Below are 21207 nucleotides of genomic sequence, written 5' to 3'. Positions count from 1 at the left end.
CATCAGTTTTGGTAAAAAAAACGGCGCTAATGATAGCTCATCGTTAACAATAACGGGCAGGATTTTTGAGTGTAACTGAGAATTATTCAAATTTTGCGAGTTTAAGCAGTTGATATTACAACAGGTGATAGTTTTGCCCTGAAATGCGTTTTCAATTTATCAAATGATTACAATGCGTTAGTCAAACCGGTACGGATTGCCGATTTTGTTAATATAATTTTGCAGTGAAGTTAACATAATTCCCCTTTTTCAGTTGCCGCCACCCGCTAAAACTCATTATGTTGAGGGTTATGGACAAAAATATCCTTTTCAATCAGCGCATTCGCTTGCGCCATTTACACACCTTTGTGGCTGTCGCACAACAAGGGACCTTGGGGCGCGCGGCTGAAACCCTGAATCTCAGCCAACCTGCGCTTTCCAAAACGCTCAACGAGCTGGAAGAGCTGGCAGGAGCACGGCTGTTTGAACGCGGTCGCCTCGGCGCGCAACTCACCACGCTGGGCGAGCAATTTCTGGTCCATGCGGTGAAAGTGCTGGATGCACTCAATCATGCGGGCCAAAGTTTCAACGCCCCTCAGCCCGGTCGGCCTGTGGTGATCCGCCTGGGTGCTCTGACTACCGCGGCGATGGGGATGCTGCCGCAGATTCTTGACCGATTCCATGAGCAACAGCCCAATACCACAGTGCAGGTTGCAACCTTGCACAACAATGTGCTGCTGGCGGGTCTGCGTGCCGGAGAATTTGATATCGGCATTGGTCGTATGGCGGACAGTGAAATGATGGCGGGACTCACTTATGAGTTGCTGTTCCTGGAGTCACTAAAGCTGGTGGTACGCCCTGAGCATCCGCTTTTAAGTGACAACGTCACGCTGTCGCGCGCCATGCAGTGGCCGGTGGTGATTTCACCAGAAGGCACCGCGCCGCGCCGCATCGCGCAGCATATGCTGGATGAACAGGGTTGTTCTCTTCCCGCCAACTGCGTGGAAACATCATCGACTTCCCTCGCCCGTCAACTGGCACTGCGCTATGACTATGTGTGGTTTGTGCCATCTGGTGCCATTAAAGAAGATTTGAGCCATCAGGCCGTCGCGGCACTTCCGATTAACTCACCGGGACCGGGAGAACCGGTCGGGATCATTACGCGAAGCGCGAGTAGCCTTAGCCTCAGTGCCGAAGTGCTGATGGCGACCATTCGTAAATTCCACACCTGACTAACGGCTGCGCTTGGCGTGGCGCTCACGGTTATCCTGGCGTGCCTGTTCGGTTTTACGTAAGCCGACGTAGAGTGCGCCACCACCACCATGCTGCGGCTGAGCGATGCAAAAACTTTGCACCTCTTCGAATTCAGGTAGCCAGCGCGCCAGATAGCTACGCACGATATTGGCATGTGATTCATCGTCACGGCCTTTGCCATGGATAATCAGCAGATTACGCAACCCTTGTTTCTGAGCTTGTCGCATAAAACTAAACAACGACTGACGGCAAGTTTCCACTGGCTGCCGCAGCAGATTCAGACTGGCATCCAGCGGGTATTTCCCCTGTCGCATTTTATCCAGTACGCCCTGCTGAACCCCTTCTGTTTTATATTCCAGCGGCGTCGTCAGTGGAATAATGTCGAGAAAGCCTCGGGTCAGGAAATTTTCATCTTCATCACTCAATTGCGCAGCGCGCGGTTCTTTGGTCGAGGGTGCGCGCAGCCATTGGGTGTTAGCGCAATCTTTCAGTGGTGTCACATCGCCCATGGCATCCCGGAAAAGGTCTTCATCGTCAAGGTTCATGGTTTCGTCTCACGCCTGGTGGTTTGCTGAACGCAACATGCCGCTCAAAAGCAAAATAGTAGCAAAGGATTTTTAGCATCACATCTGTCACGTTTTGTCTGATGACAAGCTGTGAACAGATGTAAACATGGAAAGAAAACGTGCCAGATCAATAAATGCGTTGGCATCCAGGTTGCGTAAATGCAGGAATACCCGCCTTTAGTGGGGTTTTTAGGATTATTACTGCTCGGATGAGTTCCCTTAACCAATAAAAATGTTAAAATTGACGGCAGTCAATAATCACCGAGCGAACCTATATGATCCAGGAAAAACGCAGCATTCGACGTATTCAGTCAGGCGGTTGTGCCATCCATTGTCAGGATTGCAGCATTAGCCAATTGTGTATTCCCTTCACGCTGAACGAACACGAACTTGATCAGCTGGATAATATCATCGAACGCAAAAAGCCGATTCAGAAAGGCCAGACGCTGTTCAAAGCCGGTGATGAACTGAAATCGCTTTACGCTATCCGCTCCGGAACCATTAAAAGCTACACCATTACTGAACAGGGTGACGAACAAATTACTGGTTTCCATCTTGCCGGAGATCTGGTCGGCTTTGATGCCATTGTCGGCGCGCATCACCCCAGCTTCGCCCAAGCGCTTGAAACGGCTATGGTGTGTGAAATTCCTTTTGAAACCCTCGACGACCTTTCCGGTAAAATGCCCGCACTGCGCCAGCAGATGATGCGTCTGATGAGTGGCGAGATTAAAGGCGATCAGGACATGATCCTGTTGCTATCGAAAAAGAATGCGGAAGAGCGCCTGGCTGCTTTTGTCTGGAACCTGTCGCGCCGTTTCGGTCAGCGTGGTTTCTCACAGCGTGAGTTCCGTTTGACCATGACACGCGGCGACATTGGTAACTATCTGGGACTAACGGTAGAAACCATCAGCCGTTTGCTGGGCCGCTTCCAGAAAAGCGGTATGCTGGCAGTAAAAGGCAAATACATCACCATTGAAAATCATGCATTGTTAGCAGAACTGGCTGGACAGACTGAACAAGCCGCCTGATTCTGTGCCGGGTCGATAAATGTTATTTTATTGATCCGGCAACAACTTTTCCCCTTCTGCCCTGCGCCAACTTAGGCTATCTTTAATCCAACTTGCTTTGGTTTGAGGAGATTGCCTTATGTCCCGGTACCAAAATATTCTGGTTGTGATTGACGCCCAGCAGGATGACCAACCCGCGCTGCGCCGTGCGGTGTATCTCAATCAACGTATCGGCGGAAAAATCAAAGCTTTCCTGCCTATCTACGACTTTTCCTATGAAATGACCACCTTGTTGTCGCCTGATGAGCGGTCCAACATGCGTAAAGGGGTGATCAGCCAACGTACCGAGTGGATTCGCCAACAGGCCCATGCCTATCTGGATGCTGGCGTTGACATCGAAATCGCCGTGGTGTGGCACAACCGACCTTACGAGGCGATTATTCAGGAAGTGATGGCGCATCAGCATGACTTAGTGCTGAAAATGGCCCACCAGCATGATCGCTTGGAAGCGGTGATTTTTACCCCTACCGACTGGCATCTGTTGCGTAAATGCCCTTGCCCAGTGTGGATGGTAAAAGATCAGCCCTGGCCGGAAGGCGGTAAAGCAGTGGTGGCGGTCAATTTGGCGAGCGAAGAACCCCATCATGATGAGCTTAATCAGAAATTGATCCGCGAAACCGCGCTGTTGGCCGACATGGTCAACCACACGGAAGTTCACCTGGTCGGCGCCTATCCGATCACCCCTATCAACATCGCTATCGAGTTGCCAGACTTCGACCCTAGCGTTTATAACGACGCGATCCGCGGCCAGCATCTGGTGGCCATGAAAGCCTTACGGCAGAAATTCTCCATCGGCGAAGAGTTTACCCACGTGGCAAAAGGTTTGCCCGAGGAAGTCATTCCGGATATCGCTTCACATCTGGAAGCCGGGATTGTGGTGCTGGGCACCATTGGGCGTACCGGCTTATCCGCAGCGTTTTTGGGAAATACCGCGGAACAGGTGATTGACCACCTGCGCTGTGATTTGTTGGCGATCAAACCTGACGATTTTAAATCGCCGATTGATTACGACGACGAAGAAGACGAAGACGATTAAAACAACAAGGGCGACCCTCGGGTCGCCCTTCTTCTTACTACGGTAACGGCTTACAACGCGCGCAAAATACCTTCTACGCTGGCTTTGGCATCGCCAAACAGCATCTGGGTATTGTCTTTAAAGAACAGTGGATTCTGCACACCCGCGTAGCCGGTGTTCATCGAGCGCTTAAACACAATGACGTTCTGCGCTTTCCACACTTCCAACACCGGCATGCCCGCGATAGGACTACGCGGATCTTCCTGCGCTGCCGGGTTAACGGTGTCATTGGCACCGATGACCAGTACGGTATCGGTGTCGCTGAAGTCATCGTTAATCTCGTCCATTTCCAGTACCACGTCATACGGCACCTTCGCTTCCGCCAACAACACGTTCATGTGGCCTGGCAAACGACCGGCAACCGGGTGGATACCGAAACGCACTTTGATTCCGCGCGCACGCAGTTTCTCGGTGATTTCCGCCACCGGATACTGTGCCTGCGCCACCGCCATGCCGTAACCAGGCGTGATGATCACCGAAGAAGAGCCTTTCAACAGTTCTGCGGTCTCTTCCGCCGTGATTTCACGGTGCTCACCCTCTTCTTCGCTTTCCCCACCGACACTCACGTCCGTGCCAAAACCGCCGGCAATCACGCTAATGAACGAGCGGTTCATCGCTTTACACATAATGTAAGAGAGGATGGCACCGGAAGAACCGACCAGCGCACCGGTCACGATCAGCAGGTCGTTGCTCAGCATAAAGCCTGCAGCTGCTGCGGCCCAACCGGAGTAAGAGTTCAGCATAGAGACCACTACCGGCATATCCGCACCGCCAATCGAGGCCACCAAATGCCAACCGAACACCAGCGCAATCACGGTCATCAACAGCACCGCAACCACTTGCGAAGCGGTGCTGTCCGTCTGAACAAACCACAGCATCAGCAGGAAGGAAACCACCAGCGCCGCCAGATTCATTTTATGGCGATGCGGCAGCATCAACGCTTTTGAGGAGATCTTGCCGCGCAGTTTGCCAAATGCCACCAGGGAACCAGTGAAGGTTACTGCACCAATAAAGATGCCGAGGAACACTTCCGTCAGATGGATATTCTCCATCACCGGTGCCAGACCCGGTGCGTGGTCCAGGTAGCTGTTGAAGCCCACCAGTACCGCAGCCAGACCCACGAAGCTGTGCAGAATCGCCACCAGCTCTGGCATTTCCGTCATTTCGACTTTCTTCGCCAGGCGCACGCCTATCGCACCACCGATCACCATCGCCAACAGGATCCACGCAACGTTACCGCTGTTTGGCCCGAAGATGGTGGCCAGCAGAGCAATCGCCATGCCGCTCATACCAAAAATATTACCCTGCTTGGAGGTCTCATGCTTTGAGAGACCCGCAAGGCTGAAAATAAACAGAATTGCGGCAACAATGTATGCTGCAGTCACTAATCCGCCAGACATGTTGTTACCCCTTAATTCTTACGAAACATTTTCAGCATGCGCTGGGTGACGGTGAAACCACCGAAGATATTGATGCTGGCAATCAGTACGGCAACGAAAGCCAGGAACGTCACCCAGCCACCGTGGCCCATCTGCAATACCGCACCCACGACAATGATGCCGGATATGGCGTTAGTGACAGACATCAGCGGGGTATGCAAAGCATGACTGACGTTCCAGACCACGTAATAACCGACTACGCAGGCGAGCGCAAAGACGGTGAAGTGAGACAGGAACTCTGCCGGTGCCACGTTGGCCAGACAGGCGAACAGCACAATCGCCAAGGCCAGCAGCAAATACTTGCGCCAAGGCGAAACCGGTTTAGCTTCCAATTTAGCTTTCGGCTCAACGGCGGCTTGCGCAGCTTTAGGTGCGGCTGAAACCTGAATTGGCGGTGCAGGCCAGGTCACTTCGCCTTCGCGGACTACAGTGACGCCACGGACCACGACGTCTTCGAAGTCGACGGTGATTTCGCCGTTCTTCTCTTTACACAGCAGTTTCAGCAGGTTGACCAGGTTGGTGCCATAAAGCTGGGAAGACTGCGTCGCCAGACGGCTTGGCAGATCGGTATAACCAATGATCTTCACGCCGTTATTGGTCAGGGTAACCTGATCGGCAACGGTGAGATCACAGTTACCACCGGTGGCAGCGGCCAAATCGACGATCACACTGCCAGGCTTCATGCTGGCAACCATTTCCGCAGTGATCAGTTTAGGGGCTGGTTTGCCCGGAATCAGGGCGGTAGTCACGATGATGTCGACTTCTTTCGCCTGGGCGGCAAACAGTTCCATCTCTGCCTTAATAAAGGCTTCGGACATCACTTTGGCATAGCCATCGCCACTACCGGCTTCTTCTTCGAAGTCCAACTCCAGGAACTCGGCGCCCATACTCTGCACCTGCTCTTTGACTTCAGGACGGGTGTCGAAGGCACGGACAATCGCCCCCAGGCTCCCTGCTGCACCGATAGCAGCCAGACCCGCAACGCCCGCACCGATGATCATCACTTTCGCTGGCGGCACTTTGCCTGCTGCGGTGATTTGTCCGGTGAAGAAGCGTCCGAACTCGTGAGCAGCTTCGACGATCGCACGATAACCGGCGATATTCGCCATGGAACTCAGTGCATCCAGAGCCTGCGCGCGCGAAATGCGCGGCACAGAATCCATCGCCATCACGGTGACCTGACGGGCAGCCAGTTTCTCCAGCAATGCCGGATTTTGTGCTGGCCAGATAAAACTCACCAGCGTGCTACCCGCACGCGTCAGTTCAATTTCTTGATCATCAGGCGCGTTCACTTTTAACACAATGTCAGACTGCCAGACATCAGTGGTACTGCTGATAGTGGCACCAGCGGCGATAAAGCTTTCATCGTCGAAGCTGGCACGCATTCCCGCGCCCTGTTCGACAGTTACGCTGAATCCCAGCTTGATCAGTTGCTCAACGGTCTTGGGCGTCGCGGCGACGCGTGACTCGTTGGCTAACCTTTCTTTGGGTATCCCAATTAACATACTGTTTCCTTTCAACAATTAAAGGATGAGGTTCTGTAAGTGGCACAAGCCCATAAGGCTGAAACAGCGTTTCAGCTTTTTATGAGCAAAATGCGCAATGTAACAAAGTCTTTATAACCTACTGAAAATGTGAAAAGTGATCCACAGCGATAACGCACACTTATGACATTCACTCAAATATTCAGATGCAAAGATTGAATGCCACGTTTTGCCACTAGTTTTAAGACGTAATAAAAAATAATCTGCTGCGCAAAATCGTGTCATGTCGAATTAAGTGTTTTTAAAAACCTTTATTTAACAATACTTTAACTATTATGGCACTATGCGTTACCAGAATTAGTGGTAACCTGGTTAAAAAAAAGCCATAGCATAGGCAAATGACATGTCGATGAATAATTTGCGGTGATTGTCAATCTTATGCGCATAAATTGGCTGAGACAGGCTGATTATTACATGCAATAATCAGCGGCTAATCTGTTATACATCAAGAGTCCAGCACGTTTTCGTACTCATTTTGCGTAAGGCGAAGGATCATTTTTATGAAGCTGAAGAACACCATTCTGGCGTCCACCTTGTTATCTCTGCTGGCAGCAAATGCATTTGCTGCCAAAGAGTTGACGCCAGAACAAGCGGCCGCGTTGAAGCCATTCGAACGTATTAATATCAACGGCCGTTTTAATGCCATCGGTGATGCCACTGATGCCATCTCTAAAGCCGCCGATGAGAAAGGCGCTGACTCTTTCTATGTGCAAGGTATCAACGACACCAATGGCAACGGAGGCAACTGGCGTGTTACGGCAGACCTTTACAAAGCCAACGCACCCAAAGCGGACCAGTCAACAAAGTATCGTATGTTTAATGGCGTGAAGGAGTTACCAAAAGCAGAAGCGTATCGTTTAGAGCCATTCGATACCGTTTCCGTCAGTGGTTTCTTCTCCAGCCAGCCGGACGTAAATGAAGCTATTGCTAAACAAGCGAAAGATAAAGGCGCAGCCTCTTTCTTTATTGTGCGTCAGGTTGATGCAAACAACGGCGGCAACCAGTACGTGACTGCTTACGTCTATAAAGCTGATGCAGCTGAGCGTAAGGTACAGAGCGTCTCTGACTCTATCCCTGCCGATTCCGAGGCCGGTAAAGCAGCGCTGGCAGCAGGCGGCGCAGAAGCCAAAAAAGTCGCCATTCCAGGCGTGGCATCTTCCGATTCCCCAAGCCGCAGTGTAGGACGTTTCTTCGAAACCCAGAGTTCTACCGGCGAGCGCTATACTGTGAAGCTGGCTGATGGCCGCAGCGTGCAGGAAGTGAATGCCATCACTGCAGCGCAAATGCAGCCGTTTGATACCATTACTTTCTCAGATCATTTCGGTACACCGACAGAAATCTCTGAAGCTGTGGCTAAACGTGCCGCCGATAAGGGCGCGAAGTATTATCACGTCACCCGCCAGTGGTCGAATCAAAGCGGCGGTAACCTGACGGTGACTGCCGATCTGTTCAAGTAATACCGATGCAGGGCGGCAATTGTCGCCCTGCGTTTCTGTTTGCATAGTCTGTGCGCAAATTTGCATAATCCTGCATTGCCTTCCCCATTCGCTCTCCGTAAAATCCTTCGCCTGTTTTTAGGTTATTCCGTTTCAATCCCGGCTGATTGCCACGTTACTCTCCGGCGGAATAGTCACTACCCAGCATACTCTGCTGCTCAGGAATGGCGTTTTGGATAAAAAATTAGGTCTTGGTGCACTCACCGCGCTGGTACTCAGTTCAATGTTGGGCGCAGGGGTGTTTAGCCTGCCGCAAAATATGGCCGCCGTAGCGGGACCCGCCGCCTTGCTGATTGGTTGGTTGATTACGGGCGTGGGGATCATTTTTCTTGCGCTGGCCATGCTGTTGCTGACACGTCTGAAACCCGAGCTGGATGGCGGAATCTTTGCTTACGCACGCGCAGGTTTTGGCGAGCTAATGGGCTTTTGCTCCGCGTGGGGCTACTGGTTATGCGCGGTGATCGCGAACGTCTCCTATCTGGTCATCGTCTTCTCAGCACTGAGTTTCTTCACCGACACACCGGATCACGTAGTCTTGGGTGATGGCAATACCTGGCAAGCGATGCTGGGTGCCTCGGTGTTGCTGTGGTTGGTGCATTTCCTGGTATTGCGCGGCGTACAAACCGCAGCCAGCATTAATTTGCTGGCCACCTTGGGCAAACTGGTGCCGTTGCTGTTGTTTGTGGTGCTGGCGCTGTTGGCCTTCAACTACGATCGTTTCAGCGTGGATTTCAGTGGGCTGACGCTCGGGCAGCCGCTGTGGCAGCAGGTCAAACAAACCATGCTGATCACGCTTTGGGTCTTTATCGGCGTTGAAGGCGCCGTGGTGGTCTCTGCACGCGCGCGTTATAAGAAAGATGTTGGACGCGCTACCATGCTCGCAGTGATCGCAGCGCTGCTGGTTTATCTTCTGGTGACGCTACTGTCATTAGGTGTGGTACCGCGCGCTGAATTGGCACAGATGCGTAACCCTTCCATGGCAGGATTAATGCAGCAATTAATGGGGCATTGGGGTAATGCGGTGATCGCCGTAGGCTTGATCATTTCCGTGTGCGGTGCGTATCTGAGCTGGACCATTATGGCAGCCGAAGTGCCCTTCCTCGCCGCGCAGCAAGGCGCTTTTCCGCGTATTATTGCACGCCAGAACCGCCACAACTCGCCCGCCGCCTCATTATGGCTCACTAATGGCAGCGTGCAGCTGTGTCTGATCCTGATCGCCATCACCGGTGCCGACTACAACACCTTGCTGACCATTGCTTCAGAGATGATTCTGGTGCCCTATCTGCTGGTCGGGTTATATCTGATTAAAGTGGTGCGCGGGCAGAACAAACCGTTGGCGATGATCACCGGCATCGGTGCCAGCGCCTATGGGGTGTGGTTGCTGTATGCTTCTGGCCCGCTGCATCTGCTACTTTCCGTGGTGTTGTATGCGCCGGGATTACTGCTGTTCCTCTATGCGCGACGCAGCGGTCGCAGTGACAAGGTGTTATCACAACTGGAGCGCATTGCGATTGTCTTGCTGATGGCGGCTTCACTGCCTGCGGTATGGCAGCTCACGCAGTAATTAGTGGGGTTGTACCGGAATAGAAACACACAGCAGGTCATCCTGCTGTGTCAGATTGAGCGCTTTACGGTATTCCTGATGGATAGCGTCAAGCTGCTCCGCTGACAAAGGATAAGGTAACTGGATATCGAAACGACTGATGTGTTGCTGTTCAGCTAAGGTGATGAGTCGAGCGATGTTTATCTCGTCACTGACCTGGGTTGAAATGATTTGTAATGCTAATTCTTTGAGGTGATCGTCACTGGCCGCTAAGCCATGCGCAGATTTACGCGTCACCATGCCAAAGATGGGCATCACGCCGTAAATGGCATCGACAAAACTCCAGCGTTTTTTGCAGGAAGCGGAGAGAAAATCACTGTAATTGAAGCAGATGCGGTCACTGTATCCGGCTGAAGCCAGCTCTTTATCAGACACCCTCGCACTCCTCCTGGTTTTTATTGCGGTTCCGAACCTTGCGCTACAACGCGCCGCTAATAATGGCACATTTCCCTGGGAACATACCAGTCAGAGAGGGATATTTCGTGCGATAGCGTAGAGCTCAGGACCAGGAAAAGTTATGCTGCTGTCATTCTCATCACGTGCAGAGAAATATGAACAGAATTGTCTATGTGGAAGATGAGCCAGAAGTGGGCGAACTGATCGCCGCTTACCTTGGCCGCCACGATATTGAAGTCACGGTTGAAACCCGCGGTGACCGTGCAGAAGCCACCATTCTTGAGGTCGACCCCGATCTGGTTTTGCTGGATATTATGCTTCCCGGCAAAGATGGCATGACGGTGTGCCGCGATCTTCGCGCCCACTGGCAAGGCCCGATCGTGTTATTGACCTCACTCGATAGCGATATGAACCACATCCTCGCTTTGGAAATGGGTGCCAACGATTACATTCTGAAAACCACGCCGCCTGCCGTACTGCTGGCGCGTCTGCGTTTGCACCTGCGCCAGGCGCAAGGTGTGCAGCCGGAAGTGGCGCCCGCCGTGCAGAGCTCACAGCGCGTGCTGCGCTTTGGTTCATTGACGATAGATTCACTGAATCGTCAGGTGACGCTGTTCGAGGAAAATATCACACTGTCTACAGCTGATTTCGATTTGCTGTGGGAGCTGGCAACCCATGCTGGGCAGATATTGAATCGTGATGCCCTGCTGAAAACGTTACGTGGCGTGACCTATGACGGCATGGATCGCAGTATTGATGTGGCGATCTCGCGCCTGCGTAAGAAGCTTTATGACAGCGCCACCGAACCGTTCCGCATCAAAACTATCCGTAATAAAGGTTATCTGTTCGCACCACAGGCCTGGGATACTCGCTCCGCATGAGAAAGCTCTTCATTCAGTTCTATTTGCTGCTGTTTGTCTGTTTTCTGGTGATGACGCTGCTGGTCGGTCTGGTGTACAAGTTCACCGCCGAACGCGCCGGTCGTCAGTCGATGAACGACTTGATGGCCAGCTCGCTGTTTTTGATGCGCAGCGAACTGCGCGAGATCCCGCCGCGTGACTGGAATAAAACCATCCGCAATCTCGATCTCGATCTGTCGTTTGAGCTACATATCGAACCGATGAGCAAGTATCAGCTGGATGAAGCCGACATGCGTCGTCTGCGCGCAGGTGAGATTGTCGCGCAGGACGATCAGTACACCTTCCTGCAGCATATTCCGCGCAGCCATTATGTGCTCTCTGTCGGCCCGATTCCGTACCTGTTCTATCTGCACCAAATGCGCATCCTCGATATCGCCTTACTGGCCTTTATCGGAATGTCACTGGCGCTGCCGGTGTTTATCTGGCTGCGGCCGCACTGGCAGGAGATGCAACGCCTGGAGAAAGCGGCACAACGCTTTGGTCGCGGTGAACTGGATGTGCGTACCCATTTTGAAAGCACATCCAGCCTGCACAGCCTGGGCGTCGCGTTTAACCAAATGGCGGATAACATCAATACGCTGGTCGCCAGTAAGAAACAGTTGATTGATGGCATCGCGCACGAGCTGCGTACGCCGTTGGTGCGATTACGTTATCGCTTAGAAATGAGCGATAACCTGAGTGAAGCGGAGTCCGCCGCGCTAAACCGCGATGTGGGCCAGTTAGAGAGCCTGATCGAAGAATTACTCACCTACGCTCGCCTGGATCGCCCGCGTGTTGACCTCAATTTGCAGTCATTCGACCTTGCCCAATGGTTGCGGCTGCATATCGAAGATGTGCAAACCATGAATCCGCAGGCGCAGATCGCGCTGGATATCCCGCAACTGGAAAATGTCGGTGCAGCGGATACTCGCCTTATGGAACGCGTGTTGGATAATCTGGTCAATAATGCCCTGCGCTATGCCCAACAGCGATTGCGCGTCAGCCTGTGGTTTGACGGCGCGATGGCTAATTTACAGGTAGAAGATGATGGTCCAGGCATTCCTCAGGAAGAGCGCGCACGCGTGTTTGAACCGTTCGTGCGTCTTGACCCCAGTCGCGACCGCGCCACGGGCGGCTGTGGTTTAGGCCTGGCGATTGTTCACTCTATCGCGCAAGCGCTGCAGGGACAGGTCAGTATTGAGAGCAGCCCGTTAGGCGGTGCCTGCGTTCGCTTCTGCTGGCCGATTGATCTACCCTTGCGAGACATTCCGCCCCGTTTACCGTCATAAGGAGCTTCAACTGTGACATCCGCTTATCAGCAACTTAGCCGTACATTCCAGCGCTTATCGCGCTTCGGTCACCTGGGCGCTATCGCTGGCGTCGATATGCAAACCACCATGCCACCGGGCGGCAGTCAGGCACGTGGCGAAGCCATGGCCGAATTGAGTGTCTTCATGCATGAACTGTTGACCGATAAGCGTCTCGGCGGTTTGTTCGATGCTGCACAGCAGGAATCTCTGAACGACGTTGAGCAGGCCAACCTCAGTGAAATGCAACGTGCGTGGCAGCAGGCGACAATCCTGCCCGCAGCGCTGGTGGAAGCGAAATCGCTGGCGGGCTCACGTTGTGAGCATGCATGGCGTCAGCAGCGCCCGGCCAATGACTGGGCTGGCTTCTCTGCCAACTTAAAAGAAGTGGTCAAACTCAGCCGTGAAGAAGCCCAGTTGCGTGCAGATGCATCCGGTGTTTCCCGCTATGATGCCTTGCTGGATGTGTTCGAGCCCGGCATGACCAGCGCCCAACTCGATAGCACCTTTGGCGAGTTAAAAAGCTGGTTGCCAGACCTGCTGCAAAAAGCCGTAGCAAAACAGCAGAAAACCCCTATCGCGGCTCCTGTTGGTCCTTTTGCCATTGAAGCGCAGAAACAACTGGGTCTCAGTGTGATGAAGACGCTCGGCTTCGACTTCAATCATGGTCGTCTTGACGTCAGCGCCCACCCCTTCTGCGGCGGCGTGCCAGAAGATGTGCGCATTACCACGCGTTACAACGAGAACGATTTTCTCAGTGCCATGATGGGCGTGATCCATGAAACGGGCCACGCTCGCTACGAGCAGAACTTGCCGCAGCAGTGGCGTGGACAGCCAGTCGCCCATGCGCGCTCCACGGCGATGCACGAGTCACAAAGCCTGTTTATGGAGATGCAGTTGGGGCGCAGCAACGGCTTCCTGCAACACATTCACCCGCAGGTGGTGGCTCTGATGGGGGATCAGCCCGCACTGGAAGTCAGCAACTTCATTCGCCAGACCCAGCGTGTCAAACCCGGTTTTATTCGCGTTGATGCAGATGAACTGAGTTATCCGGCGCATGTGATCCTGCGTTACGAGATTGAACGCGCGCTGATTGAAGGTGACATTGAGGTTGAAGATATCCCTGCGCTGTGGGACCAAAAGATGCAGCAATCGCTCGGCATTGACACCCGTGGCAATTACCGTGACGGCTGTATGCAGGATATTCACTGGACCGACGGTGCCTTTGGTTACTTCCCGACATATACCTTGGGCGCCATGTATGCCGCTCAGCTGTTCCAGGCGGTGAAGCGGGCGATTCCGCAGGTGGATGAACTGATCCTCGACGGCGAGTTGCAGCCAGTCTTTGACTGGTTACAGCAGAACATCTGGCAACACGGCAGCCGCTTCCCTACGCAGCAGTTGCTGATCAATGCGACAGGGGAAGCGCTGAATCCGCACTATTTCCGCCAGCACCTTGAACAACGCTACCTCTCTGAGTAAACTGCGCGGCGGCCAGTCAGGCCGCCCTTTTCACATCCTTTACCCTGCTTTGTACATTCCGTTACACGCCGATACCAATGCCTCACGGAAAGACCGAATTGTTTTTCATATAGTTCTTTCACCGGCCCCGCAGTGGGCTACACATGAAAAAATAGTTCGAGGATTTTGCGATGAAAAAATTAGTTGCACTGGTGATCGCCGCTGCTATGGGTATGTCTTCTGTTGCTTTCGCTGCTGAGACAACTGCTGCTCCGGCTGCCGCCGCTACTACTACCGCAGCACCGGTTAAGCATAAAGCTGTTCACCATAAAAAAGTTGCCCAGAAAGCGCAGGCAGCTAAGAAACACAAAAAAGTAGCTAAGAAAGCCCCAGCTGCACAGAAAGCTCAGGCTGCTAAAAAGCACCACAAAAAAGCAACCAAGCCAGCTGCACAGAAAGCCCAGGCTGCTAAAAAGCACCACAAGAAAGCAACCAAGCCAGCTGCACAGAAAGCCCAGGCTGCTAAAAAGCACCACAAAAAAGCAACCAAGCCAGCTGCACAGAAAGCTCAGGCTGCTAAAAAGCACCACAAAAAAGTAACTAAACCAGCTCAGAAAGCTCAGGCTGCTAAAAAGCATCACAAAGTGAAAAAAGCGGCTAAATAAGTTCGGCTCTTAGCGCCAACACCGCATTAATATTTAAAAAACACCCGGTTATGCCGGGTGTTTATTTACTGGAGTAGCGAAAAATGGTGCGTCGCTATCGCTTCGAAATTATCCTGATTGTGATGATACTGTGTGGCATCGTTGCAGCCAGTTTTTTTATCTAGTCGTTGTAGCGTGCTGATTACTCCAATATTTCTCCCTTTTTTCCCGCTCTCCGACTATAGTTACCGCTCACGCGTGATGACAATAACCTCTTTTTATTCTCGCCATTGAGAGAACTATGCGCCTGGCTATCCTGTTTCTAGTTGGTATTTTCAGTTTCAACCTCGCAGCACATGCCGATGATGAAGATGGGCCAAGCCCGGAAGACATCAAGACACTCTTTTTTGGCAAAGATCACCGCAAAGCGATCACCGATGTTAGCGCCGCACCCTGGGACGCCATTGGTCAGTTAGAGACCGAAAGCGGCAACCTGTGCACCGCCACCCTTATTTCTGCACATCTGGCTTTGACCGCAGGACACTGCCTGTTGGCCCCGCCAGGAAAATTCGATAAGCCAGTCGCGCTGCGTTTTATGGCGGGATCTAAGGGCTGGCGTTACGAGATTCATGATATTGACGCGCGCGTCGAGCCCTCTTTAGCCCGTAAATTACAGGCAGATGGTGAAGGCTGGATCGTGCCGCCGGGTGCCGCCCCTTACGACTATGGATTGGTGATACTGCATAACCCGCCATCGGGCATTGTACCGATTCCGCTGTTTGACGGTTCACGCAGTGATTTGACCGATGCGCTCAAAACCACCGAGCGCAAAGTGACGCAGGCTGGCTATCCGGCGGATCACCTGGATACGCTCTATTCGCACAGTGATTGTTTGATTACCGGTTGGGCACAGCGCGCGGTGCTGTCGCACCAGTGTGATACCCTGCCGGGCGACAGCGGATCGCCGCTGCTGTTGAAAACCGCTGATGGCTGGCAGTTGATTGCCGTGCAAAGTTCGGCACCAGCGCCCGCTGACCGCTACCGCGCGGATAACCGAGCGATTGCAGTGACCTCGTTTAAAGACCGCCTCGAAGAGTTAGCCAAATAACCGCCTGACGGTCGCCATAAATGGCGACCCTACAAAAATCGATGCCGTATTTTGTAGGGTGCGCATTTATGCGCACCGGCATACGTATTAACCTATCTGCTCCATCGCCTGCAAAATACGTTTTTCGGAGATCGGGAACGGTGTACCCAACTGCTGCGCGAAATGGCTCACCCTCAACTCTTCAATCATCCAGCGAATAGCCTGTACATCGGCATCATCCTGACGTTGCGGCGGTAACTTGTTACGCCATGTCTGCCACGCTTGTTCCACCGCCTGCACTTTCAGCATCCGCGCACGATCGCTGTGCGGGTCAACCGGCAGTTTCTCCAGACGGCGCTCAATACCCTGCAGGTAACGCAACGTATCAGCCAGTCGCTGATAGCCATTGCCCGTCACAAAGCCGCGATACACCAAGCCACTCATTTGCGTTTTGATATCAGACAGCGCCAAAGCCAGTGACATATCCACGCGGCCTTTGAGGAACTTATTGATATTAAACACCGACGTCAGGATCTGCTCGACCTGTTTGGCGATGGTCACCACCGTCTCATTGAGTTCTGCACGCACTTTGTCACGCAGTTGTTCGAAGTTTTCTTGTTGCCACGCCGGACCGCCCGCCGCCGCCATCAGCTTGTCGACGCCACAGGCGATACAATCATCGATCAGATCCAGCACTTTGCCGTAGGGATTGAAGTACAATCCGAGTTTGGCTTTATTCGGTAGCTTCTCGTGCAGATACTTGATTGGCGACGGAATATTCAACAGCAACAGGCGACGCTGTCCGCGCCACATCATTTTTTGCTGCTCTAACTCATTATCGAACAGACGAATAGCGACACTGTCTTTCTCATCGACCAGCGCCGGCCAGGCTTTTACCTGATAGCTGCCGCGCTTCTGTTCATAGCTTTGTGGCAAAGTGCCAAAGCTCCAGATATGCAGCCCGCTCTGCTCAAGTCCGTCGTCGGCCACTTTTGACAACGTCTCCTGCACTTTACCCTTCAGCACTTGTTTAAGCTGATGCAGATCTTTGCCTTCCTGCAACTTGCGGTTGTGCTCATCAACAATACGGAAGGTCATTTTGAGGTGATCGGGCACCTGATCCCATTGCCAGGCTTCACGGTCGATGGTGACGCCGGTCATGCGGCGGAATTCGCGCTCCAGTGCATCTAACAGCGGCAGTTCCATAGCTTTAACCCGCCCCAGGAACGCTTCTGCATAGTTGGGTGCTGGCACCAGATTACGACGTGTTGGTTTGGGCAATGATTTGATCAGCGCGATCACCAATTCTCGGCGCACACCGGGAATTTGCCATTCAAAACCGCTCTCTTCGACCTGGTTTAATAACGGTAATGGGATATGCACGGTGACCCCATCCGCATCACCGCCCGGCTCAAACTGGTAGCTCAGTTTGAGCTTCAGGTTGCCCTGCTGCCAGAAGTTCGGATAATCAAGCTGGCTGACTTTATCGGCACCCTCTTTGATCAGCATCTGCTTATCAAAGCTGAGCAAATCGGGATTCGCTTTGCTCGCTTGTTTCCACCAGCTATCAAAATGACGCGCTGAGACCACTTCGCTGCCGATGCGTCGATCGTAGAAGGCAAACAGTGTTTCGTCGTCAACGAGGATGTCGCGACGGCGCGATTTGTGTTCCAAATCTTCAACTTCACTGCGCAATTTAAGGTTGTTGCGCAGGAATGCGTGACGCGTTTGCCAGTCTCCTTCCACCAGGGCATGACGGATAAACAGTTCGCGGCTGAGTTGCGGATCGATACGGCTATAGTTGACCTTGCGCGCCTGCACAATTGCCAGTCCGTACAGGGTAACTTTTTCCGTTGCCATCACCGCGCCCTGGGCTTTTTCCCAGTGCGGTTCGCTGTAGCTGCGTTTAATCAGGTGTTGTGCCAGCGGCTCAATCCATTCCGGATCGATACGCGCCGCCACACGTCCCCACAGGCGGCTGGTTTCCACCAGCTCTGCCACCATGGTCCACTTCGGTGGCTTCTTAAACAGGCCCGAACCGGGGAAGATGGAGAAACGCGCATTACGCGCCCCGGTAAACTCCTGCTTCTCGTTATCTTTTTGCCCGATATGCGACAGCAATCCAGTCAGCAACGCGCAGTGCACTTCACGATAGGGTGCCGGTTCGCTGTTGACTGGCATGCCCTGTTCACGCACCACCTGGCGCAATTGGGTGTAAATATCCTGCCATTCACGGACGCGTAAATAGTTGAGGAAATCAGCCTTACACTGGCGGCGGAAATGATTGCCAGACAGCGCTTTTTGCTGCTCTTGCAGGTAATTCCACAGATTCACAAAGCTGAGGAAATCAGACTCTTTATCGGCAAAACGACGATGTTTCTCATCAGATGCCTGCTGTTTTTCACTGGGACGCTCACGCGGGTCTTGAATGGATAACGCCGCCGTGATGATCATCGCTTCACGCACACAACCAAATTTCTGCGCTTCCAGTACCATACGCGCCAGACGCGGATCGACCGGCAACTTCGCCAACTGGCGGCCTGACGAGGTTAACTTATAGGTTTCATCTTCGCTCAGCGTAATCGCGCCCAACTCTTCCAGCAGACGTACACCGTCCTGGATGTTGCGCTTGTCTGGCGCTTCGACGAACGGGAATGCACCGATATCGCCGAGGCCCAGTGCCGTCATCTGCAGAATGACCGATGCCAGGTTGGTGCGCAGAATTTCTGGGTCGGTAAACGCCGGGCGGCTGAGGAAATCGTCTTCTGAGTAGAGACGAATACAGATCCCTTCCGATACGCGACCGCAACGCCCCTTACGCTGATTGGCAGAGGCTTGCGAAACCGGTTCAATCGGCAGGCGCTGCACCTTGGTGCGATAGCTATAGCGGCTGATACGTGCCGTACCGGGATCGATAACGTATTTAATGCCCGGCACCGTCAGGGAGGTCTCCGCCACGTTGGTCGCCAGCACGATACGGCGTCCACTGTGTGACTGGAACACGCGGTTCTGTTCGGCGTTGGAGAGACGCGCATAAAGCGGCAGGATTTCCGTGTGTGGAATCTCCCGCTTCATCAGCGCATCGGCGGTATCACGGATCTCGCGTTCACCGCTCATAAAGATCAGGATGTCGCCACGGCTCTCGTGCCCCAACTCATCCACCGCATCAAAAATCGCCTGAAGCTGGTCACGGTCAGTGTCGTCAGCATCTTCCACTATCGGGCGATAACGCACCTCCACCGGATAGGTGCGACCAGAGACTTCAATCACCGGTGCGTTGTTAAAATGATGCGAGAAACGCTGTGGATCGATGGTAGCCGAGGTGATGATGACTTTCAGGTCGGGACGACGCGGCAACAGTTCGCGCAAATATCCCAGCAGGAAATCGATGTTCAGACTGCGCTCGTGCGCCTCATCGATAATGATGGTGTCGTATTGCAACAGTTGACGGTCCTGCTGGATTTCCGCCAGCAAAATACCGTCGGTCATCAGCTTCACCTGGGTGGTGTCACTGACCTGATCGTTAAAACGCACTTTATAACCAATGGTGCCACCCAGTGAGATTTCCAACTCATCGGCAATACGGTTCGCCACGGTGCGTGCTGCCAGACGACGCGGCTGAGTATGACCAATCAGCCCCTTCACGCCCCTTCCGAGCGCCAGACAGATTTTGGGTAACTGCGTGGTTTTCCCTGAGCCGGTCTCACCTGCCACGATCACGACCTGATGGTCGCGGATGGCTTCGGCAATTTCCTGCTGTTTCTGACTGACCGGCAGGTTTTCCGGGAAGGTAATGCGCGGAGTGGCAGCGGTACGCTGGGCAATGCGCTGTTCAGCCGCAGCAAATTCAGGCTCCAGTTCAGCAGCAATGCCCTGCTGTGCCGCAGGATTTTTCACCTTCGCCGCGCCATGCAGACGGCGCTGCAAACGCTGGCGATCGCGCAGCATGAGATTATCGAGCCGCGTCCAAAGTGGGGCCAAAGGGGAAGTGACGGATGATGACATAGTGATGTGTTACCTGTTGTCGCGGCGAGCCTGACAAAGTGCGCTCGTTGCCGGCAAAAATACCCGGCGGATTCAATCAATTATTGCCCGGCATAATAGCACACTCTGGACAACCTCACCTGACCGGACATGCGACCTTATTCAATAATTTCGAACATAGGTCTCGAAATATTGCGCTTTTACCTCGCGGAGGAACTCCGTAGAGTGTAACGCATTGAGCGGTAAGCCAACCGCGTAACGCACAGGAAAATACCATGAGCAAAGTTTTAGTTCTGAAATCAAGCATCCTCGCTGGTTACTCTCAGTCAAACCAACTGGCTGACTTCTACGCTGAAGAAGCGCGCGCAAAAGGTAACGAAGTTACCGTACGCGATTTGGCTGCACAGCCGATTCCAGTACTGGATGGTGAGCTGGTTGGCGCACTGCGTCCTTCTGATGCTCCACTGTCTCCACGTCAGCAGGAAGCACTGGCGCTGTCCGACGAATTGATTGCTGAACTGCAAGCGCATGACACTGTGGTTATTGCTGCACCCATGTACAACTTCAACATCCCCACTCAGCTGAAGAACTACTTCGATCTGATTGCTCGCGCTGGCGTGACCTTCCGCTACACCGAAGCAGGCCCAGAAGGTCTGGTAACCGGTAAACGCGCAGTGATCCTGTCCAGCCGTGGCGGTATCCACAAAGATACCCCAACCGATCTGCTGACCCCATACGTGAAACTGTTCCTGGGCTTCATCGGCATCACCGACGTGAACTTCGTGTTCGCAGAAGGTATTGCTTATGGTCCAGAAGTCGCGACCAAAGCGGCTAACGACGCTAAAGACGCTATCAAACAAATTGTTGCTGCGTAATCATTGAGAACGTGATGAATACCCGAGAATAATGGGTATGATGCCATCTTTGCCGGGCCCGAGTGCCCGGCTTTTTTGTGCCTGATGATCGCCATAAATGGCATATATGTGTCAGTTGAGCGATTTTCGGTCGTCATAAATGGCCACCCTACGACGATCGGGCGTGGTTATCGTAGGGTGCGATTTATGCGCACATGAACTTTAAGGCACTTATTTACGCAACCATTGCCCATTAATCCCGCGTACGTATTCACCGCTGCCTGCGCGGTTGACCAGCTTCTCACCGGCGATACGCGCCACTTCGCTGGTGGTCAGATTGTTCTGCTGCGCCACACGCTGATATTGCTGGGTGCGACCATCGTTGATGCGCTTCACCAGCGCCAGGGTCTCATCATCCTGCTGGCGTGCCGCGATAAAACCGCTCAGCGTCTCGCCCACGCGCCCCTGTTGCCGCGCCTCATCAAGCGTTAACGCCCACGCGGAAGGGATCATCAGTAGCGCCAGAAACAGCGCGGCCCATTTGCGTTTCAT

Annotated in this window: 17 protein-coding genes; 11 read left to right on the top strand and 6 right to left on the bottom strand. The window is 53.2% G+C overall.

Features of this window, described 5'->3' with window-relative positions:
* Window positions 1–290: 290 nt before the first annotated feature.
* On the top strand, window positions 291–1211 hold the full coding sequence (locus LK04_RS08575) for a LysR substrate-binding domain-containing protein (protein ID WP_039334347.1): 921 nt from the start codon (window positions 291–293) through the stop codon (window positions 1209–1211).
* On the opposite strand, the gene smrA is transcribed toward LK04_RS08575, so the two are convergent.
* Window positions 1212–1778, bottom strand: a complete 567-nt coding sequence (gene smrA, locus LK04_RS08570; RefSeq protein ID WP_039334345.1) for a DNA endonuclease SmrA — start codon at window positions 1776–1778, stop codon at window positions 1212–1214. It abuts the gene before it with no gap.
* A gap of 296 nt (window positions 1779–2074) precedes the next feature.
* Here smrA and LK04_RS08565 point away from each other — a divergent pair, with 296 nt between their 5' ends.
* Together LK04_RS08565 and uspE are read left to right on the top strand one after the other, a co-directional pair.
* The gene (locus LK04_RS08565) at window positions 2075–2827 is read left to right on the top strand and encodes an FNR family transcription factor (protein WP_039334343.1); all 753 of its coding nucleotides are present in this window, start codon (window positions 2075–2077) and stop codon (window positions 2825–2827) included.
* Between the two features lie 118 nt (window positions 2828–2945).
* Window positions 2946–3902, top strand: coding sequence for a universal stress protein UspE (gene uspE / locus LK04_RS08560; protein WP_039334341.1), 957 nt, complete (start codon window positions 2946–2948; stop codon window positions 3900–3902).
* Between the two features lie 50 nt (window positions 3903–3952).
* Here uspE and pntB read toward each other — a convergent pair whose 3' ends face one another.
* Together pntB and pntA are read right to left on the bottom strand one after the other, a co-directional pair.
* Entirely contained in the window at window positions 3953–5341 is a 1389-nt protein-coding gene (pntB, locus tag LK04_RS08555; protein ID WP_039334339.1) for a Re/Si-specific NAD(P)(+) transhydrogenase subunit beta, read from the bottom strand.
* A gap of 11 nt (window positions 5342–5352) precedes the next feature.
* Window positions 5353–6885 carry a Re/Si-specific NAD(P)(+) transhydrogenase subunit alpha gene (gene pntA / locus LK04_RS08550; RefSeq protein ID WP_039334337.1) on the bottom strand — a complete coding sequence of 511 codons (1533 nt, stop codon included), beginning with the start codon at window positions 6883–6885 and terminating at the stop codon, window positions 5353–5355.
* Between the two features lie 539 nt (window positions 6886–7424).
* Here pntA and ydgH point away from each other — a divergent pair.
* On the top strand, window positions 7425–8381 hold the full coding sequence (gene ydgH, locus LK04_RS08545; protein WP_039334336.1) for a DUF1471 family protein YdgH: 957 nt from the start codon (window positions 7425–7427) through the stop codon (window positions 8379–8381).
* Between the two features lie 211 nt (window positions 8382–8592).
* Window positions 8593–9984, top strand: coding sequence for an amino acid permease (locus LK04_RS08540; RefSeq protein ID WP_039334333.1), 1392 nt, complete (start codon window positions 8593–8595; stop codon window positions 9982–9984).
* Here the strand turns inward: LK04_RS08540 and LK04_RS08535 are convergent, their stop codons facing one another.
* Window positions 9985–10398 carry a hypothetical protein gene (locus tag LK04_RS08535; protein WP_039334331.1) on the bottom strand — a complete coding sequence of 138 codons (414 nt, stop codon included), beginning with the start codon at window positions 10396–10398 and terminating at the stop codon, window positions 9985–9987.
* Between the two features lie 176 nt (window positions 10399–10574).
* Here LK04_RS08535 and rstA point away from each other — a divergent pair, with 176 nt between their 5' ends.
* From rstA to LK04_RS08510, 5 genes are all read left to right on the top strand, one after another.
* Window positions 10575–11300: a two-component system response regulator RstA gene (gene rstA / locus LK04_RS08530; protein WP_039334329.1), complete on the top strand. Its 726-nt coding sequence runs from the start codon at window positions 10575–10577 to the stop codon at window positions 11298–11300.
* Window positions 11297–12607, top strand: a complete 1311-nt coding sequence (gene rstB, locus LK04_RS08525; protein ID WP_039334328.1) for a two-component system sensor histidine kinase RstB — start codon at window positions 11297–11299, stop codon at window positions 12605–12607. Before rstA ends, rstB begins: the two co-directional genes overlap by 4 nt.
* A gap of 12 nt (window positions 12608–12619) precedes the next feature.
* Window positions 12620–14107, top strand: coding sequence for a carboxypeptidase M32 (locus tag LK04_RS08520; protein ID WP_039334326.1), 1488 nt, complete (start codon window positions 12620–12622; stop codon window positions 14105–14107).
* Window positions 14108–14277: 170 nt separating this feature from the next.
* The gene (gene asr, locus LK04_RS08515) at window positions 14278–14751 is read left to right on the top strand and encodes an acid resistance repetitive basic protein Asr (protein ID WP_039334324.1); all 474 of its coding nucleotides are present in this window, start codon (window positions 14278–14280) and stop codon (window positions 14749–14751) included.
* A gap of 280 nt (window positions 14752–15031) precedes the next feature.
* The gene (locus LK04_RS08510; RefSeq protein WP_039334322.1) at window positions 15032–15838 is read left to right on the top strand and encodes a trypsin-like serine peptidase; all 807 of its coding nucleotides are present in this window, start codon (window positions 15032–15034) and stop codon (window positions 15836–15838) included.
* 87 nt (window positions 15839–15925) lie between these two features.
* Here LK04_RS08510 and hrpA read toward each other — a convergent pair whose 3' ends face one another.
* Window positions 15926–19822, bottom strand: coding sequence for an ATP-dependent RNA helicase HrpA (gene hrpA, locus LK04_RS08505; RefSeq protein WP_039333454.1), 3897 nt, complete (start codon window positions 19820–19822; stop codon window positions 15926–15928).
* A 254-nt stretch (window positions 19823–20076) separates the two neighbouring features.
* Between hrpA and azoR the strand changes: the two genes are divergently transcribed.
* Window positions 20077–20676, top strand: coding sequence for an FMN-dependent NADH-azoreductase (gene azoR / locus LK04_RS08500; RefSeq protein WP_034821315.1), 600 nt, complete (start codon window positions 20077–20079; stop codon window positions 20674–20676).
* A gap of 210 nt (window positions 20677–20886) precedes the next feature.
* Here the strand turns inward: azoR and LK04_RS08495 are convergent, their stop codons facing one another.
* Complete coding sequence (locus tag LK04_RS08495; RefSeq protein ID WP_039333457.1) at window positions 20887–21207, bottom strand: YdbL family protein; 321 nt, start codon at window positions 21205–21207, stop codon at window positions 20887–20889.

The organism is Pantoea vagans (assembly GCF_001506165.1).
In the GTDB taxonomy this organism is placed as follows: Bacteria; Pseudomonadota; Gammaproteobacteria; order Enterobacterales; family Enterobacteriaceae; genus Pantoea; species Pantoea vagans_C.
This window is presented reverse-complemented; position numbering and strand designations above follow the sequence as displayed.

What these genes read in the sequence shown, in the direction of transcription:
- LK04_RS08575 (WP_039334347.1), top strand. Translation starts at nt 291, where the DNA reads ATGGACAAAAATATCCTTTTCAATCAGCGCATTCGCTTGCGCCATTTA.
- smrA (WP_039334345.1), bottom strand. Translation starts at nt 1,778, where the DNA reads ATGAACCTTGACGATGAAGACCTTTTCCGGGATGCCATGGGCGATGTG.
- LK04_RS08565 (WP_039334343.1), top strand. Translation starts at nt 2,075, where the DNA reads ATGATCCAGGAAAAACGCAGCATTCGACGTATTCAGTCAGGCGGTTGT.
- uspE (WP_039334341.1), top strand. Translation starts at nt 2,946, where the DNA reads ATGTCCCGGTACCAAAATATTCTGGTTGTGATTGACGCCCAGCAGGAT.
- pntB (WP_039334339.1), bottom strand. Translation starts at nt 5,341, where the DNA reads ATGTCTGGCGGATTAGTGACTGCAGCATACATTGTTGCCGCAATTCTG.
- pntA (WP_039334337.1), bottom strand. Translation starts at nt 6,885, where the DNA reads ATGTTAATTGGGATACCCAAAGAAAGGTTAGCCAACGAGTCACGCGTC.
- ydgH (WP_039334336.1), top strand. Translation starts at nt 7,425, where the DNA reads ATGAAGCTGAAGAACACCATTCTGGCGTCCACCTTGTTATCTCTGCTG.
- rstA (WP_039334329.1), top strand. Translation starts at nt 10,575, where the DNA reads ATGAACAGAATTGTCTATGTGGAAGATGAGCCAGAAGTGGGCGAACTG.
- rstB (WP_039334328.1), top strand. Translation starts at nt 11,297, where the DNA reads ATGAGAAAGCTCTTCATTCAGTTCTATTTGCTGCTGTTTGTCTGTTTT.
- asr (WP_039334324.1), top strand. Translation starts at nt 14,278, where the DNA reads ATGAAAAAATTAGTTGCACTGGTGATCGCCGCTGCTATGGGTATGTCT.
- LK04_RS08510 (WP_039334322.1), top strand. Translation starts at nt 15,032, where the DNA reads ATGCGCCTGGCTATCCTGTTTCTAGTTGGTATTTTCAGTTTCAACCTC.
- hrpA (WP_039333454.1), bottom strand. Translation starts at nt 19,822, where the DNA reads ATGTCATCATCCGTCACTTCCCCTTTGGCCCCACTTTGGACGCGGCTC.
- azoR (WP_034821315.1), top strand. Translation starts at nt 20,077, where the DNA reads ATGAGCAAAGTTTTAGTTCTGAAATCAAGCATCCTCGCTGGTTACTCT.
- LK04_RS08495 (WP_039333457.1), bottom strand. Translation starts at nt 21,207, where the DNA reads ATGAAACGCAAATGGGCCGCGCTGTTTCTGGCGCTACTGATGATCCCT.